A 17,161-nucleotide genomic window follows, 5' to 3' on the forward strand; every position below is an offset into this window, starting at 1 on the left:
CGGCTCAGCCGCCGAGGCCCCGCAGGGTGTGGTAGACGCCGCAGGCCTGGAGGGCGAGCGGGAGCAGGGAGAGGGCGCTGAGGGTGTGCAGGATGTCGGCGATCCGGCCCCAGTAAGGGAGCAGGCGCCGGCCGGGGACCGTCCAGGCGACGACCAGCAGGGCGACGGCCACCGCCAGCAGGCCGCCCAGCAGGCCGAGTCGCTCGGTGGGCGAGGCCGATTCCGCGGCCCGGGAGACCAGCACCAGGCCGCCGTAGACCCCGGGCAGCAGGATGCTCAGCCGCTGGCGGATGCTGCCGACGGCCCGGCCGTGCAGCAGGAGCAGCAGGCTGAGCGCCGCGGCCTCGGCCGGGCCCGCCCAGCCGTCGGTGAAGGCGAGGACGGTCAGGCAGGCCGCGCAGACGGCGCCGATCGCCGTGTAGAGGGCCATCAGGTAGTCGTCGGCGATCAGGGCGCGCGGCAGCACGGCGGCGGCCGGGACGGGCTCGATGTTCTCCTGCAGTTCCTCGGCGTTGCGCGGGAGCATCGGCAGCCGCAGTCCGGAGAGCCGGAAGGCGAACGACGGCACGAAGGCGCCGATCAGGACGGCCACCACCGCGACCACGGCGACCAGCTTGCCGAGCGTCAGCCCCGCCAGCACCAGCACCCCGGCCAGCACCCCGAGCACGGCGACCAGCACCAGCCCGAGGAAGAGCGGGGCGGCCCCGCCCACCGCCGCCAGGGCGAGCACCGCCGCGCCGGCCCCGGCGGAGGCGGCCGCCAGCACCCGGGCGCCGAGCAGGTCGTCCCCGCCCGGGCCGCTGGGCAGCAGCAGGGCGGCGAGGCCCAGGTACGGGACGGCGGCGGCGCCGAGCGCGGCGCCCGCGCCGGCGTCGGCCATGGCGCGGGAGGCGCTGGCGGCGCCGAGCAGCAGCAGGACCGCGACGGCCGCCGCGGCGGCCTGGCGCGGGCCGGCCGGGCCGGGCAGGGCGAGCAGCACCCAGGCGGCGGCGAGGGCCGTGAGGGTCACGGCGAGGGCGAGGCGGCGGGTGAGGGCGGGGCGCCAGGTGTCGCCGCGCTCGTTCATGCCGGAGGCCACGCCGTCGACCAGGTCGTCGAAGTGGACCGGCGGCAGGGCCTGGTGGCGCGGGCGCAGGTGGACCGCGTCGCCGTCGTGCAGCTTCAGCGCCTCGGTGCTCTGCTCCTCGTCGAGCGGGTCCTCGCCGAGCCGTTGCAGCACCCAGCCGCCGTGCTCCAGCCCGGTCTCGGCGAGGTCCGGGCCGGCGTGGCCGAGGATGGCGGGAAGCAGGTCGCCGAGCGGTACGTCGGCCGGGACGGCCAGCTCGAAGACCACCTCCGGCGCGTGGAACCTCAATCGGCACAGTCCTGCGACGACACTGCTGCTCACGCCAGTCCTCCGGCTCGGTGGTGTTCTCCGCTCGGTTGAACGGGCGGCTCGGCGCGCCGCGTTCAACCGCGGTTGAACCCCGGGTGCCACGCCGTCCGTGAGCCAGAGGGACGGCTGTCGCAGTGAGGAGCCCGTCACAGTGAGGAGCCCTGAGTGAGCGTTGTGCTGGTCACCCGGACGCCCCGGCGCCCGGGGCCCGAGATGCCGGACGGCGAGATCCAGTTGCAGGAGCCGCCGGGTCTGCCGGAGAAGCAGAGCGGCATGGCGAGTGTGATCAGCATGGCCCCGATGGCGCTCGGCTCGCTGTCGATGGTCTTCATGTTCCTGCACCCGGGCGGCGGCGAGGGCGGCGGTGGCGCGCTCAGCTACCTCGCGATGGGAATGATGGCGCTGTCCGCCGTCGGCATGCTGGTCACCCAGCTGATCCGCGGCTCCAGCGACCGCAAGCAGCAGCTGCGCGGCGAGCGCCGCGACTACCTGCGCTACCTCTCCCAGGTGCGCCGCCAGGTGCGGCGTTCGGTGGACGCCCAGCGGCAGGCGCTCGCCTGGCGGCACCCGGCCCCGGACGAGCTGTGGTCACTGGTGGGCACCACCCGGCTGTGGGAGCGCCGGGCCGCCCACCCGGACTTCAGCGACGTCCGGATCGCGGTCGGCGCCCAGCGCCTGGCCACCCCGCTCGCCCCGCTCGCCACCAAGCCGGTCGAGGACCTGGAGCCGCTGTGCGCGCACGCGCTGCGCCGCTTCATCCACGCCTACGGCACCGTCGCCGACCAGCCGATGGCGATCCACCTGCGCGGCTTCGCCCAACTGCTGCTGCGGGCCGAGGACCCGGAGGCCGCCCGCGCCCTGGTGCGGGCCGTGCTCGCCCAACTCGCCGTCGTGCACGGCCCGGACGAACTGCGCATCGCCGTCGTCACCGACGCCGAGCGGCGCACCTCCTGGGACTGGGCCAAGTGGCTGCCGCACGCCCTGCACCCGACCGACACCGACGGCGCCGGCCCGGTCCGGCTGGTCGCCGGCAGCCTCGGCGAGGTCGAGCAACTGCTGGGCGAGGAGTTCACCAGCCGCCCGGGCTTCGAACCGGACGCCGTGCCCAACCGGGACGAGCCTTTCACCGTCCTGGTGCTCGACGGCCCCGGCGCCCACACCGGCAGCCGTGCCGCGCTCACCGGCTACCGCAACGCCGTCCTGATCGACCTGTCCGACAGCCTGGAGTGGCGCGCCGCCCGCACCACCCTGCGGCTGCGCATCGACGACGGACGGCTCGCCATGATCGGCGCCGACCGCAACCGCAAGGACGTCGCCACCGACCTCGGCCGCCCCGACGCGCTCGCCGTGCCCGCCGCGACCCGCCTCGCCGCGCTGCTCGCCCGCTACCGCATCGCCGACGGCGTGGACGTCGCCGAGCCGCTCGCCACGGACTTCGACCTGACCGCCCTGCTCGGCATCCCCGACCTGAACACCCTGGACGTCGAGACGCTCTGGGGCCAGCGCGGCATCGCGCAGCGGCTGCGCGTCCCGCTCGGGCTCGGCCCGGACGGCCGCCCGGTCGACCTCGACCTGAAGGAGTCCGCGCAGGGCGGCATGGGCCCGCACGGCATGCTGATCGGCGCCACCGGCTCCGGCAAGTCCGAACTGCTGCGCACCCTGGTGATGGCGCTCGCCGTCACCCACTCCTCCGAGGTGCTCAACTTCGTCCTGGTCGACTTCAAGGGCGGCGCGACCTTCCTCGGTCTGGACGGCCTGCCGCACACCTCCGCCGTGATCACCAACCTGGCGGACGAGGCCGCGCTGGTCGACCGCATGCGCGACGCCCTGCACGGCGAACTCATCCGCCGCCAGGAGCTGCTGCGCGAGGCCGGCTACGCCTCACTGCTGGACTACGAGACGGCGCGCGCCGGCGGTGCCGCGCTACGCCCGATGCCCACGCTCTTCGTCGTCGTCGACGAGTTCAGCGAACTGCTGTCCGCGCACCGGGACTTCATGGAACTCTTCGTGATGATCGGCCGGCTCGGCCGCTCGCTCGGCGTCCACCTGCTGCTCGCCTCCCAGCGCCTCGACGAGGGCCGGATGAGCGCGCTGGAGTCCCACCTGTCCTACCGGATCGGCCTGCGCACCTTCTCCGCGATGGAGAGCCGCGGCGTCCTCGGTGTCCCCGACGCCTACCAGCTGCCCTCCCAGCCGGGCAACGGCTTCCTGCGCAGCGACATCTCCACCCTCACCCGGTTCAAGGCCGCCTACGTCTCCGGGCCGTACCGGCCCAAGCGCCGGTCCTCCCAGCAGGCCGCCCTCGCCGGGCAGGTCGTCTCCTACGGCACCGACTACGTGCTGCCGCGTCACCTCCCGGCGGCCGCGGTCGAGCCCGAGGAGGAGCAGGCGTCCGACGGCTCGCTGCTGGAGGTCGCCGCCGGCCGGCTGCGTGACGCCGGACCGCCCGCACACCGGGTCTGGCTGCCGCCCCTGGACGTCCCGCCCACCCTCGACGAGTTGCTGCCGCCGCTCGTCCCGCACCCCGACCGCGGCCTCACCACCGAGGACGAGCGCTCCCACGGCGCGCTCGGCCTACCGGTCGGCATCGTCGACCGCCCCTTCCAGCAACTGCGCGACCTGCTCACCGCCGACCTGGCCGGCGCCGGCGGGCACGTCGGCATCGCCGGCGCCCCGCAGAGCGGCAAGAGCACCATGCTGCGCACCCTGATCACCGGCCTCGCCCTCACCCACACCCCGCGCGAAGTCCAGTTCTACTGCCTGGACTTCGGTGGCGGCACGCTCTCCGCCCTGCGCGGGCTGCCGCACCTCGGCGGCGTCACCGGCCGGCACGACGGCGAACGGGTGCTGCGCACCGTCGCCGAGGTCAACGGCATCATCACCCGCCGCGAGCAGTACTTCGCCGAACTCGGCATCGACTCCATCGCGGCCTTCCGCCGCCGCAAGGCCGCCGGGGAACTGCCCGACGACCCGCACGGCGACGTCTTCCTCGTCATCGACGGCTGGAACACCCTGCGCCAGGAGTTCAGCGACCTCCTCCAGCCGCTCACCCTGATCTCCCAGCGCGGCCTCAACTACGGCGTCCACCTGGTCATCGCCACCACCCGCTGGGGCGAGATCAGCGGCGGCCTGCGCGACCAGCTCCAGACCCGCTTCGAACTGCGGCTCGGCGACTCCGTCGACTCCGTCATCAACATGCGCGCGGCCGCGAAGGTCCCCAAGCTGCCCGGCCGCGGCCTCACCGACGAGCAACTGCACTTCCTCACCGCCCTGCCCCGGATCGACGGCTCCGGCAACACCGACGACCTCGGCGACGGTGTCGCCGACCTGGTCGACGCGGTCGCCGCCCACTGGACCGGTCCACGGGCCCCCGAGGTCCGGATGCTCCCGCTCACCCTCGACGCCGCCGCGCTCCCCGCCCCCGAGGGCCGGCTGCGCGTCCCGATCGGCCTGGAGGACACCGAGGTCTCGCCGCTGTGGCACGACTTCGAGGAGAACCCGCACCTGCTGGTCGTCGGCGACAGCGAATCCGGCAAGACCAACCTGCTGCGGCTCATGATCAGCGCCATCACCTCCGCCTACACCCCGGCCGAGGCGCGGATCATGCTGGTCGACTACCGGCGCGGCCTGTTCGACGCGGTGCCCCAGGAGTACCAGCTCGGCTACGCGGTGGCGGTCGACAAGCTCCGCCAGATCGTCGACGGCGCCTCGCGCGCCATGAAGAACCGCATCCCGCCCGCGGACATCACCCCCGCCCGGCTCAGGCTGCGCGACTGGTGGACCGGGCCCGAACTGTTCATCCTCGTCGACGACTACGACCTGGTCGGCTCCACCAGCGGCGCCCACCCCTTCGCGGCCCTGCTCGAAGACCTCGCCCAGGGCGCCGAGATCGGCCTGCACCTGGTCGTCGCGCGCGGCGCCAACGGCGTCGGGCGAGCCCTCGGCGACCCGCTGATGCGCAAGCTCCAGGAGGTCAACTCGCCCTCCCTGCTGCTCTCCTGCCCGCCCTCGGAGGGGTACCTGTTCGGCAACGTCAAGCCCCGGCAGTTCCCCGCCGGGCGCGGCCTCTACATCACCCGGCGACGCACCGTCCAGGTGCAGACCGGGCACGTGGCGGACGAACCGGAGGCCGGCCGGTGACCGCCTCCACGCTGCGGGCGCTCGGCCCGCACTACGTCATCGCGCCGCCCGGCGCGGAGGCCGCCGGACTGGCCGAAGCCCTCGGGCCCGTCCGGGCCGAACCCCGCGCGCTGCTGCTGCTGGCCGCCGCCGCGGACGCCGCGCCCGTCCTGCTCTCCTCGCTCGACGACCTCGTACGGGCGGCGGGTGAGCGCGGCGCCGACGTGCTGGTGCTCGCCGCCTCGGGACTCGCCGCGATCGGGCCGGACGGACGGCGGCCCGCCGAACTGCTCGCCGCCCGCTCCGGGCTGACGATCGTCGCGCCCGACGCGATGGTCAGCATCGAGCCGGACGGAACGCTGTCCGCCCCGGACGGCTCCTGGTGGCGCTGCCCGCCGGGCGGCGCCCAGCTCCGGGCCGAACCGCTCGGCGCGCGGTGGCCCGCCGCGGCCGCCATCACCCCGCTGACGCGCGATGCGTACTGGGTCACCGAAATCGCGGGCCGGGCGCGGCCCGCCGCGCTGGACCACGCGGCCGCGACCGACGGCGGACTGCTGCTCGTCCTCGGCGAACCGGCCGGGCGGCTGCCCGCCGGGGCCCAACTCGCCAACGCCGCCGCGCTGCTGCTCGGGACGGTGGCGGAGGACGCGCGCCTCACCCTGAGCGCGCCCTGGGCCGCGCCGGTCGAGCTGATCGAACTCGCGGCGGTCGCGGCGGCCTCGCTGCGGCGGGAGGTCCGGGCGGCCGTCGGCCTGCCGGTGCGGGGCGCGGCCGGGCTGCGCCACGTCCACCTCGCCGCGGACGGCACCGAAGGGTGGGAGCCCTACCTCACCGAACTGGTCGCCTGCCCGACCGACCGCACCGTCACGGCCGTAGGCTGGCGCAGTCGGCCCGACCTGCCCGCCGCCCCCGGGCCCGCGCGCTACCCGGCCTTCCCCGGCTGGGAACTGGAAGCCGTCGCGGCCGGACTCTGGCTCCGCCCGGCCGCCACCGCGGACCGCGGCCCCCGCCTCCGCCGGCCCGACCCGGCCGGCCCCGCCCTGGTCGTCGGGTCTCCGGGACGCCCTGTCCCCGAGACCGTCTGGGATCACCTCGGGGCCGTTCTCGGCTCGCTCCCGCCGGCGCCCGCGCGCCTCACCCTCACCGTCGCCGGGACGCTGGACGTCGAATCCGGGGCGGTCGGGCGCTTTTGCGCGCGGCTGTACGGGCTCGACTGGGTCGGACCCGCCGCGTCGGTCGCCGTGGCGGCACCGGGCCCGGAGGCGGCGCCCGGCCCGGAGAAGGCGCCCGCGCTTGCGGCGGCGCCCGTAGCCGTACCTGAGCCCGCGTCGGTGGAGCTCGGAGCGTCGGGGGAGGCGGACCCGGCGCCGCTGCAGGTGCCGACCGAGTCCGCGACGCCGGAGCCGGTGGCCGCGACCGGTCCGGTGTTCGAGATCGGGACGGAGGCTGGGACCAGGACGGAGGCTGGGACCGGGACGGAGACCGAGGCCGGGACAGCGGCCGAGGCTGAGGCCGGGATCGCGACGGATCCGGTGGCCGTACCGGTCCCCATGGCGACGATGGGGGTTCTCGGAGGAGAGCCCGGGGAACGCCCCGCTTCCCCTCCCGCCCCCGAGCCCGCCCCCGGGCCGACTGCGGCCGTGGTGGGCGACACCGGCACGACGTCGGCCCCGGACGCCGGCCCCGGTCCGGCCGTGGAGCCTGGGGCGAGCGTCGCACCCGGGGGAGACCAGGCGCCGCCCGACGGGGAGGCCGGCTCCGGGCCCGCGTCGGCAGCCGCTTCGGAGGAGACCACCCCCGCAGCGGAGGAGGTGCCGGCCCCTGCCCCGGCACTCGACCCTGAGGCCGTGCCCGTGGCCGCGTCCTCCGTGGCGGTGTCCATGGAGGACACGGAGGCCGCCGAGACCGCCGAGACCGCCGAGACCGCCGAGACCGCCGAGCCGCCGGGAACCACGGCGGGCCGGGCCGGGGCACACCCGACGCCTGAACCCACGGCCGGCTCCACGCCGGGGCAGGCCCCGGTACCGGCCCCCGAGCAGGTCCCCGAGCAAGCTCCGGCGCAGCCGACCGCCCCGTCGTCGGACCTGGTCGAGCTCTCCACCCCCGCCGAGGACCGCGCGGCCCTGATCACCCTCCTCGGGCCCGCCTACCAGCGCTTCGTCCGGCGGGCCGAGGACGTCGCGACCCGACTGCCCGGCCTGCGCGCCCGGGCCGACGAGGGCGATCCGCGGCCCGAACTGGTCGCCGTGCTGCTCCACCACACCGACTCGACCGTCCTCGCCGGGCGGGCAGAGCTCCGCGCCGCGGCGCGGTCGGGCGCCCCGGGCCCGTTCGGCCCGTACCTGCGCTGCCTCGCGGCCGGGCTCCGGCGGCTGCCCAGCCACTACGGAGGCGTGCTGATGGCGGGCCCGGTCGAGTCGGCCGACCTGGCCGCCTACACCCCGGGAACCGTGCTCACCGAGCGGGCCCCGGTCAGCGGTCTGGCGGCGCCGGGCGCGGACTTCGGCGAGGACGTCGGGGTGGAGTTCGCCATCTGGTCCGTCGGCGGCCGCCGCAGCTCGGTCTTCGGAGAGCCGGGCGACCAGCCGACCGTGATCTTCGCCCCGGGGACGGAGTTCGAGGTGGTGGACGTCGACCTGCCGGACGAGACGACCGGGCGTCCGGCCCGCGTGCTGCTCCACGAGATCGGCGGCGTCCGCCCGCGCCCCGACCGCCTGCGCAGCTGGCTGGCCCGGCGCGACGCCGTCGCGCCCGCCGACCGGATCCGCCCCGCCGACCCGGCCCGCTACCTCCTGGACCTCGGTGGCGCGGCCGGCCGGTGACGTCCTGTGGGGACCGGGCGGCCCCGTCGTGGCGCGGATCACCTGGTCCGAGGCACGGCCCGGCCGGTGGTGGGCCCTGGGGCGTGTTTCGTCATTCCCGCCGGGCGCGCGACGCCGGGCATCCCGGCTGGACGCACCGGCGAAGCACCCAAGTACGGCCCAGTACGAGGGCGCTCCGCCGGCACGCCCAGCCGGGCGCGTAATGGGGGTACCTCCCGGCCGAAGGCTGGGGGAGCCGCGCGCTGATCCGACGCGAATGATGAAACACGCCCTGGCCCCGACCCGGCCGGTCGGGCCGTCGGCCGACGGACCGGCACCCGCGATGAACCCGGGGCGGCCTTCCGTCCGTCGGACGAAGCGTAGGGGCGAACCGGCGGGAGGAGTGCGGGATGAGCGGGACGATGCGGGACGACTTCCGGTTGGCGTCGGTGTTCGACGCCGTGGACCCGGTGACGGGGCCGGGCTTCGGGCCGGACCGGCCGAGGATCGAGGAGCGCGCGGAGCGCGAGGCACTCGTCGGCTACCTGCGCGCGGGCGCGCCCGTGCTGCTGACGCCGATGCTGATGGACGACGTGGTGGACCGGCGGCGGCGCTCCGTCGTCCCGATGGGCTTCCGTACCGACGGGTCCTGGATCTGGACCGACACCGTGACGTACTACCTGGAGGAGTACGGGCTGGCGCCCGACCCGGAACTGCTCGCTCACGTCCGCGCGCAGGGCGACGGCCCGTGGGCGGCGCCCGACGCGGCGGTGCTGGAGCGGGCGGTGTCCTTCGTCCTGACCCCGCCGGACGCCGAGGAGGAGCCGGTCTGGACGGTCGGCTCGTAGCGGCTGAACCGGTTCGGCCACTCCGTCCGTACCTCCCCACAGGAGTGTCGTCGAGTGCAGGGGATGCATGGTGGCCGAGGAGAAGCGCGGCGAGGCGGGGCGGACGAGCGCCGGGTTCCAGCTTCCGGAGGTGAACTGGGCCCTGGCGGCCGAGGCCGAGCCGGCGGAGGGTACGCCGGTGGCGGCCGCCTCGAAGGAAGCGGCCTCGGAGGAAACCGCCTCGGCGAAGGGTGAAGCGGCGGAGGCGGGTTCCAGCGCCGCGACCGCGGTGCTGCCCGCGCAGCCGGAGCGCGAGCAGCCGGCCGCACCTCCCTCGGTCCCGCCCGTGCCCGCATCTGCCACGACGACCGCAGCACCCGCCACCGCAGCACCCGCCACCGCGACACCCACCGCCGCCGGGACGCCCGAGGCGGTGGCCGCCGCGAGCGTCGCCGAGCCCTCCACCGACACCGGCACCGACCAGGGCCCCCGGCCGGGCCGGGTCTCCCGCCCGATGATCGCGGCGGCCGTCGCCGTCGGCCTGGTGCTGGTGGGCACTTCCGTGGTGGTGACCCAGCTCGGCGGCAACCAGCAGAAGGGCGGCCCGGCCCAGGCGGACGCCCCGCCCGGCTACGGGCAGAGTGGTGGGGACGGCGGCAACGGCTTCGTCCCGAACTTCGACGAGCACGGCGGTACCAGCGGCTCCGGCGGCACCCCTGCCCCCGGTCAGCCCGACGCGGCGGTCCCGGCCGCGGACGCCGGCACGGGCACGCCCGCCCCGAGTGACCAGCCGGCCTCGGCCCCGAACGGCACCGGAAGCGGCGGAGGCGCGGGGGGCACTGCCGCTCGATCCGGCGGATCCGTTAACTCCGGTGGTGGCAACGCGAGTTCGACCACCGCTCCAGGTCGGGCCCAGGGTGGCTCCGGTTCGGGTTCCGGCTCCGGTTCGGGTTCCGCTTCCGGTGGCGCCGCCGCCGCTGCCGCCGCAGGTGGCGCGGCGGGGAGCGCGGCCGGTGGCGCCGCCAACCCCGCCCCGCAGAACCCCGCGCCGCAGCAGCCGGCCCCGCAGAACCCCGCGCCGCCGCCGGCTTCCCAGCAGCCCGCGCCGCCGCCGCCCCCGCAGAAGGCCGCGCCCACCGTCGTGGTCACCGGCCCGTACTGCGGCAACAAGAGCGGCGCGTACAGCCAGAAGGGCTGGTTCGACCAAGGCGACTCCGGCTGGCGGAGCAACTCCGGCGGCTACAGCGGCGACGGCTGCAACGGGACGTACACGTCGGTGCCGATGTCCGGGGACGGCAAGGACGACAAGAACTCGGTGGTGTGGACCTTCACCCTGGACAAGGTCACCAGCTGCACCCTGGACGTCTACATCCCGGCCAGCGGGGACGTGAAGAAGGTCGGCGGGAACCCGACCTACTACACCGTGCAGAGCGGCAGCGGGTCGAGCGACTTCAAGATCAACCAGACGGCCAGCCAGGGCCGTTGGGTCGGCGAGGGCACCTTCCAGTACCGCGGCTCGCTGTCCGTCACCCTGCACACCCGAGGCCAGGACTGGGGCGCCGCGAACCTCGCCCACCACGCCGCCAGCGCCATGCGCGTCACCTGCACGCCCTGACCCGGTCCTCCTCGACCCCGACCCGAACCTCCGACCCCGACCTGGTCCTCCGAGCAGGTCACGAACGAACGCCCCACGACGAAGGGAACCCCCAGGCATGTCGCGCCCGGTGCTGACGGTCTGCGCGGAGCAGCGGGAACGCGGCTCCTACCGCACGATCGGCGAAGCCCTCCAGGCGGCCCGCAGCGGCGCGGTGATCTCCGTACGCCCCGGCCGGTACGAGGAGAACCTGGTGCTCACCAAGGTGGTGACCATCACCGCCGAGGACGTCCGGGGCAGTGTGCGGATCAGTTCGCGCCGCGGCTCGGTGGTCCAGGTCCTGGCCGAGGCCGTCCAGTTGACCGGCCTGGTGATCCAGGGGCAGGACGACGACCTGCCCGCCGTCGACGTCCCGCGCGGCCAGCTCGCCCTGCAGGACTGCGAAGTGATCGGCAACGCCTGGACGGCCGTCCTCACCCGCCAGCAGGGCGAACTCGCCATGCGCGGCTGCCGGGTGGTCAACACCGCCGGCGCCGGACTGGTCGAGACCTCCACCGGCGCCAGCGTCATCGAGGACAGCGTCATCGAACACCTCGGCACCTCCGCCCTGGTGATCGGCGAACGGGCCAACCCCACCGTGCGGCGCTGCGTCCTGCGCGACGCGCGCGGCAACGGCATCTGCGCCAACGGGGAGGCGCGCGGAGTCATCGAGGACTGCGAGATCTCCGCCACCGACAAACCCGCCGTGGCCCTGGAGGAGCAGAGCACCACCCGCCTGCTGCGGACCGAGGTCCGCGACAGCGCGGTCGGCGTCTTTCTCGGCTCCACCGCCCGGGTGGTGCTGGAGGACTGCACCGTCACCGCCGTGCGCGGCCACGGCTACGTCCTCACCAACGGCACGGATCCCCTGCTGCGCCGCTGCCGCGCCGTCCGCAGCCAGGGCCACGGCCTGCACATCGCCGGCCGTGCCCGCGGCACCTTCGAGGACTGCGAGGTCACCGCCGCCGCGCAGGCCGGCATCCACGTCGACGAATCGGCCAGCCCCAGTCTGGTGCGGGCCGTGGTGCGCGACAGCGAGACCGACGGCGTCGACCTCACCGGCGAGAGCGCCGCCGAGTTCGACCGCCTGGAGGTGCGCGACGCGGCCGGTGCCGGCGTCGTCATCCGTGACGGCGCCAACCCGCTGCTGCGCCGCACCACCGTCACGGACGCCGGTGGTCACGGCGTCGAGGTGGTGCGGGACGGGCGCGGCCGGATCGAGGACGCCACCGTGCTCGACGCGGGCAAGAACGGCATCCGGATCGCCGACGGAGCCAACACCTACCTCGGCGGCAGCCTCGTGCGCGGCAGCAAGGCGTGCGGCATCTCGATCGGCGCCGAGGGCATCGCGACCCTGCGCGACGTCGAGTCCGCCGACAACGCGTTCGACGGCGCGAGCGTCGAACACGGCGGTGAACTCACCGCGACCAGGACCAGGCTGCGGGCCAACCGCCGCCATGGGCTCCACCTGCTGCCCGGCGCCCGCGCCACCCTCACCGGCTGCCAGCTGACCGACAACACCGTGGACGGCCTGCGCTCGGAGTCCGCCGAACCCGTCCGGCTCACCGACTGCGTCACCGCCGAGAACCAGGGTGCCGGGCTGCGGCAGAGCGAGCCCACCGACCGGCTCGCCGTCGAGAACCTCGACAGCCGGGACAACCGCTCGCCCGACGCGCACGGCACGGTCACCGCCGCGGCGACCGCCGCCGGGGACGGGGGCGAGTCCGCCGACGGCACTCCGCAGGAGGCCCCCGCCGCTCCCGGACCGCAGGGCCCGCAGGCCGTCCTGCAGACGCTCGTCGGCCTGGAGGGCGTCAAGGAGCAGGTCGCCACCCTGGTCAACCTCAACAAGCTGGCCCGGCGCCGCGAACAGGCCGGGCTGCCCTCCCTCCCGATGAGCCGCCACCTGGTGTTCGCCGGCCCGCCCGGAACCGGCAAGACCACCGTCGCCCGGCTCTACGGCGCCATCCTCGCCGAACTCGGCGTGCTGCGCAGCGGCCACCTGGTCGAGGTCGCCCGCGCCGACCTCGTCGCCTCGATCATCGGCGGCACCGCACTCAAGACCACCGAGGTCGTCATGGAGGCGCTCGGCGGCGTGCTCTTCATCGACGAGGCGTACACCCTGTCGGCCGGCTCCGGCGGGACCGGACCGGACTTCGGCCGCGAGGCCATCGACACCATCGTCAAGCTGATGGAGGACCACCGCGAGGACCTGGTGGTGATCGTCGCCGGGTACGAGAACGAGATCCGTGACTTCCTGGCCTCCAACCCGGGCCTCGCGTCGCGGTTCAGCCGCACCGTCGAGTTCCAGAACTACAGCGTCGACGAACTCACCACCATCGTCGAACACGCCGCCGGGGGCCACGGCTACGAGCTCGCCGACGGCACCCGCGAGGCCCTCGCCGTCCACTTCGACCGGATGCCCAAGGGCGCCGACTTCGGCAACGGCCGCGCCGCCCGCAAGGTCTTCGAGGAGATGGTCGACCGTCAGGCCTCCCGACTCGCCGAACTGGAGGACTTCGACAACGCCGACCTCAGTCGGCTGCTCCCCGCCGACGTCGGCGAGCAGGCGGCCGCCGCCGTCGCCCGTGCCGCCGCCGGATCCGACGAGCCCGAGGAGCCCGGCCTGCTCGACCGGCTGCGCGGCATGGTCGGCCTCGCCGCCGCCAAGGAGCAGGTCGAGGACCTGGTCAACCTGACCCGGCAGACCCGCCGCCGCGTCGAGGCCGGACTGCCCGCCGCCACCATCAGCCACCACCTGGTCTTCTCCGGCCCGCCAGGCACCGGCAAGACCACCATCGCCCGGCTCTACGGCGAACTCCTCGCCGAACTCGACGTCCTGCCTGCTGGTCAGCTCATCGAGACGGCCCGCGCCGACCTCGTCGGCCGCTACATCGGCCACACCGCGCAGCTCACCCGCGACGCCTTCGAACGTGCCCGCGGCGGCGTGCTCTTCATCGACGAGGCCTACACCCTGACGCCCCGCAACGGCACCGGCGGCGACTTCGGCCAGGAGGCCGTCGACACCCTGATGAAGCTGATGGAGGACCACCGCGACGAGGTCGTGGTGATCGTGGCCGGCTACCAGGAGGAGATGCGCGGCTTCCTCTCCTCCAACCCCGGCCTGGCCTCCCGCTTCTCCCGCGAGATCACCTTCGACCACTACGCGGACGACGAACTCGTCACCATCGTCCGCCTCCAGGCGGAGACCGCCGGGTACAACTGCACCCCGGAGACGCTGGCGGCGCTCGGCGAACTCTTCGCCGCCGTCCCGCGCGACCGGTCCTTCGGGAACGGGCGCTTCGCCCGGCAGGTGCTGGAGTCGATGATCACCCGGCAGGCCGGCCGGCTCTCCCGGCTGGAGGTGGCGGACCTGGACGAACTCAGCCTGCTGCTGCCCCAGGACATCCCGGCCGGGCGGATCGGCAGCCTCGCATGAGGACGGCGGCCGCCCTTCTCGCCGTCGGACTGCTGCTCCCGACGGCGGGCACGGCCCTGGCCGACACCCCCGCCGGCGACGACAGCCTCCCGGGCGTCACCCAGCTGCGGCGCGACGCGTCCGGGAAGCCGGCCGGCTGCCTGCCGCCGTCCACCAAACGCACGCCGCTCACGCCCTGGCCCCAGACCTTCCTGCGCCCCGACCGGGTCTGGCCGCTCAGCCAGGGTGACGGCGTCACCGTCGCCGTCCTCGGCTCCGGCGTGACCGACGGCACCGGCCTGCTCGCCGGCCGCCTCGACTACGCCCCCAAACTCACCGGAGGCGGTGACCCCGCCCGCGACTGCGTCGGCCACGGCACCTTCCTGGCCGGCCTGATCGCCGCCGACCGCCGCGACGGGACGGGCTTCGCCGGACTCGCCCCACGGGCCCGGATCCTCGCCGTCTCCGTCACCGACGACGGCGGTGCCGCGACGGCGGACCTGCTCGCCCAGGGGATCACGGCGGCGAGCGAACGGGGAGCGCGGATCATCGCGGTCGGGGTGGCGTTGCCGGCCGGCAACGACGCGCTCGCCGGGGCGGTGCGGGCGGCCCGGAGCAAGGGGGCGGTCATCGTCGCGCCCGCGGCCCCCGACGTCCAGCCCGGTTCGGGGAAACCCGGACCGGCCTATCCGGCCGCCTACGGCGAGGTCCTCGCCGTCCGCGACCTCGCCCCCGGCGGCGCCCTTCCCTCGGGCGCCGGAGCCGTCCCGATCGGTGGCCGGGTCGACCTCGCCGCCCCGGGCGACGCCGTCACCGGCACCGGCCCGGCCTCCGGCGGCAACTACACCGGCGCCGGGCCGAGCTTCGCCGCCGCCTTCGTCGCCGCCACCGCCGCCCTCACCCTCGGCAGCCACCCGGACCTCACCGCCGACCAGTTGATCCGGCGCCTGGAGACCACCGCCTACCACGCCGTCACCACCCCCGACCCGCAGGTCGGCTACGGCACCATCGACCCCGTCGCCGCCGTCACCCAGCTCGCGGTCCCCGACCAGGCGCCCCCCGCCGCGACACCGGCCGCCCTCGCCATGCCCCCCGCTCCACCCGCCTCCACCGCACCCACCCAGGCCGTGGTGATCTCCCTGGCCGCACTGGCCGTCATCGCCCTCGTCGCCGCCGCCGGCGCCGTCACGCCGCGCGCCCGTGCCCGCGGTTGGCGCCCGGGGAGGGCGGAGGACGGCCAGGCCTGAGAGGCGGGCCCGGCCGTCCTCCTGTCGCACCGTCGCGCCGCTCCTCGGGCGTGGGTGCCGCGTCCCCGACCGCCGGGCTCCCGGCCACGGCCCCGAGCACCGGCATCGTGCCCTCGACCGTCGGCGTCCTGGTGGCCCCGACGGGCGGGGGTGCCCCCTCGTCCGTCCGGTGACGCACCTGCTCCGAGGCCGCCCGCCCGTCCTCCGGGCGGGGGCGCGGTCTCAGACGGTGTGGCGGATGGCCAGGGCGTCGCCGACGAGGGCGGCGAGTTCGAGGTAGGCGAGGTGGGTGTGGGAGCGGAGCCGGCCGGGGGTGCCCGGGGTGTGCGCGGGGAGGAGGACGACGTCGCGGCAGAGGGTGCGGAAGTGGGAGAGGAGCTGGCGGTCGGCGACGGGGCGCTCGGTCGGCGGGCTGGGGACGAAGACGACGGTGCCGCCGCGGACGAGGTCGCCGTGGCCGCGGGAGGCCAGGTGGTCGATCAGTGCTGAGGCGTTGCGGGCGCCGTCGGCGGAGGCGTGTTCGCAGATGACCAGTTGGTCGGCGAGTTCGACGGCCGTGAGCTGGACGTCGCCCGCGGCGGCCGTGGTGTCGCTGAGGATCATCGGGTAGCGGCCGCTGAGGTCGGTCAGGGTGTCCCGGAACGCGGGGCCCGGGGTGTCCGGGCGGACGGCGAGGATGTCGAGCCGGCCGGCCGCGCTCCGGTCGAGGATCCGCCGGTCGGCGTGCGAGACACGGGAGGCGTCGGCGAGGTCGAGGACGATCACCGGGTCGGGCCGGTGCTGCGCCAGGAGGGCGCCGAGCGTGACCGGGACGCCCTCGGCGGGCCTGCCGAGGAGGGCGATGCGGTGGCAGCTGCGCAGCGGGGTCCGGATCCGCTCCACGAGGCGGCGGCGCCGGGTCTCCGTGCCGCCGCCGAAGGGCAGTCGCAGGGCGCGCGGGTGGGCCGCCCGGTCCGGGCCCGCGGCGGGGGCCGTGGCCGGGGACGGCGTGGGTACCGCGAGCAGGGCGGTGGGGGTGGGGTCACCGGGCGGTGCGGGCGGTTGCGCCCGCGGCGCCGGTGTGCGGGTGAACAGCCGCCGTTCGGCGGGCGGGATCAGGACGGTGCCGAGCGGGTCGAGGGGCTGCCGGGGGAGCAGCGGGACGGGCTCGGGCCAGGCGGCGGGTGTGTAGTCGGGCCGTTCCGGGGTGGCGGCGTCTCCGTCGTCGGGGGTGCCGTCGGAGAAAGCCATCGGGTGACCTCCTGGTTCACGGTGCGCCGGGCCGGACCGTCGGTGCGTTCAGTCGGGACTACGGGCGAAGGGCCCGTTCCGGTTCAACGCGCGTCACCCTGCGGATCGGTGAACCGCCCCCGATGGAAGGTCCGTTGAGCGGGACAGGGCGCACCTCGCGTTCCTCGTCATGCTCGGAGGAGCTCATGCGCGCCACCAGGAACCGTGCCGTCACGACGGCCGGTCCGCCGTCGTCGGCCGGTCCTCCGGCCGGTGCGGCCGGCGCCACCGGCAGCCCGGCCTCGACGGCCCTCCGGTGCGGGGCCGGTGTCGTGGCGCGGGGTGGGCACCCGCCCGGTGGCCGCGGTGTTGCCGAAGCGCGGCGGCCCGGCCGGGCGCCTCGTCGCCGGCCGAACCGGTGTGCGGGCGGCAGCTGAGCGGCAGCTGCCCGGCCGTACCGGAAAACCCTCTGCTGGACCGGCTGTCAGTAGATACCGTCTTCGGATGGCACTCGATGCGGAACGAGTGCCAT

At 75.5% G+C, this 17,161-nt stretch carries 8 protein-coding genes; 6 read left to right on the forward strand and 2 right to left on the reverse strand.

Going from position 1 to position 17,161, the window contains the following annotated elements; all coding sequences use genetic code 11:
- Window positions 1–4 precede the first annotated feature (4 nt).
- A complete protein-coding gene (gene eccD / locus ACIQVZ_RS21470; protein WP_402452078.1) occupies window positions 5–1,387 on the reverse strand; it encodes a type VII secretion integral membrane protein EccD in 1,383 nt (460 codons plus the stop codon).
- Between the two features lie 201 nt (window positions 1,388–1,588).
- On the opposite strand from eccD, the gene eccCa reads away from it, so the two are divergent.
- The 6 genes from eccCa to ACIQVZ_RS21500 all read left to right on the forward strand — a co-directional run bounded on the left by eccCa (window position 1,589) and on the right by ACIQVZ_RS21500 (window position 15,420).
- A complete protein-coding gene (gene eccCa, locus ACIQVZ_RS21475) occupies window positions 1,589–5,515 on the forward strand; it encodes a type VII secretion protein EccCa (protein WP_402452252.1) in 3,927 nt (1,308 codons plus the stop codon).
- Entirely contained in the window at window positions 5,512–8,316 is a 2,805-nt protein-coding gene (locus tag ACIQVZ_RS21480; RefSeq protein WP_402452080.1) for a hypothetical protein, read from the forward strand. The genes eccCa and ACIQVZ_RS21480 overlap by 4 nt, the downstream gene beginning before the upstream one ends.
- A gap of 389 nt (window positions 8,317–8,705) precedes the next feature.
- Entirely contained in the window at window positions 8,706–9,143 is a 438-nt protein-coding gene (locus ACIQVZ_RS21485; RefSeq protein WP_350879522.1) for a hypothetical protein, read from the forward strand.
- 67 nt (window positions 9,144–9,210) lie between these two features.
- A complete protein-coding gene (locus ACIQVZ_RS21490; RefSeq protein ID WP_402452083.1) occupies window positions 9,211–10,737 on the forward strand; it encodes a hypothetical protein in 1,527 nt (508 codons plus the stop codon).
- Window positions 10,738–10,834: 97 nt separating this feature from the next.
- Entirely contained in the window at window positions 10,835–14,194 is a 3,360-nt protein-coding gene (locus ACIQVZ_RS21495) for a right-handed parallel beta-helix repeat-containing protein (RefSeq protein WP_350879518.1), read from the forward strand.
- Entirely contained in the window at window positions 14,191–15,420 is a 1,230-nt protein-coding gene (locus tag ACIQVZ_RS21500; RefSeq protein ID WP_402452087.1) for a S8 family serine peptidase, read from the forward strand. The genes ACIQVZ_RS21495 and ACIQVZ_RS21500 overlap by 4 nt, the downstream gene beginning before the upstream one ends.
- A gap of 222 nt (window positions 15,421–15,642) precedes the next feature.
- On the opposite strand, the gene ACIQVZ_RS21505 is transcribed toward ACIQVZ_RS21500, so the two are convergent.
- Window positions 15,643–16,650: a MinD/ParA family protein gene (locus ACIQVZ_RS21505; RefSeq protein ID WP_402452088.1), complete on the reverse strand. Its 1,008-nt coding sequence runs from the start codon at window positions 16,648–16,650 to the stop codon at window positions 15,643–15,645.
- Window positions 16,651–17,161 lie beyond the last annotated feature (511 nt).

Origin of the sequence: Kitasatospora sp. NPDC098663, from assembly GCF_044760075.1 — a bacterium.
Lineage (GTDB): Bacteria > Actinomycetota > Actinomycetes > Streptomycetales > Streptomycetaceae > Kitasatospora.

What these genes read in the sequence shown, in the direction of transcription:
- eccCa (WP_402452252.1), top strand. Translation starts at nt 1,589, where the DNA reads ATGCCGGACGGCGAGATCCAGTTGCAGGAGCCGCCGGGTCTGCCGGAG.
- ACIQVZ_RS21485 (WP_350879522.1), top strand. Translation starts at nt 8,706, where the DNA reads ATGAGCGGGACGATGCGGGACGACTTCCGGTTGGCGTCGGTGTTCGAC.
- ACIQVZ_RS21490 (WP_402452083.1), top strand. Translation starts at nt 9,211, where the DNA reads ATGGTGGCCGAGGAGAAGCGCGGCGAGGCGGGGCGGACGAGCGCCGGG.
- ACIQVZ_RS21495 (WP_350879518.1), top strand. Translation starts at nt 10,835, where the DNA reads ATGTCGCGCCCGGTGCTGACGGTCTGCGCGGAGCAGCGGGAACGCGGC.
- ACIQVZ_RS21500 (WP_402452087.1), top strand. Translation starts at nt 14,191, where the DNA reads ATGAGGACGGCGGCCGCCCTTCTCGCCGTCGGACTGCTGCTCCCGACG.
- ACIQVZ_RS21505 (WP_402452088.1), bottom strand. Translation starts at nt 16,650, where the DNA reads ATGGCTTTCTCCGACGGCACCCCCGACGACGGAGACGCCGCCACCCCG.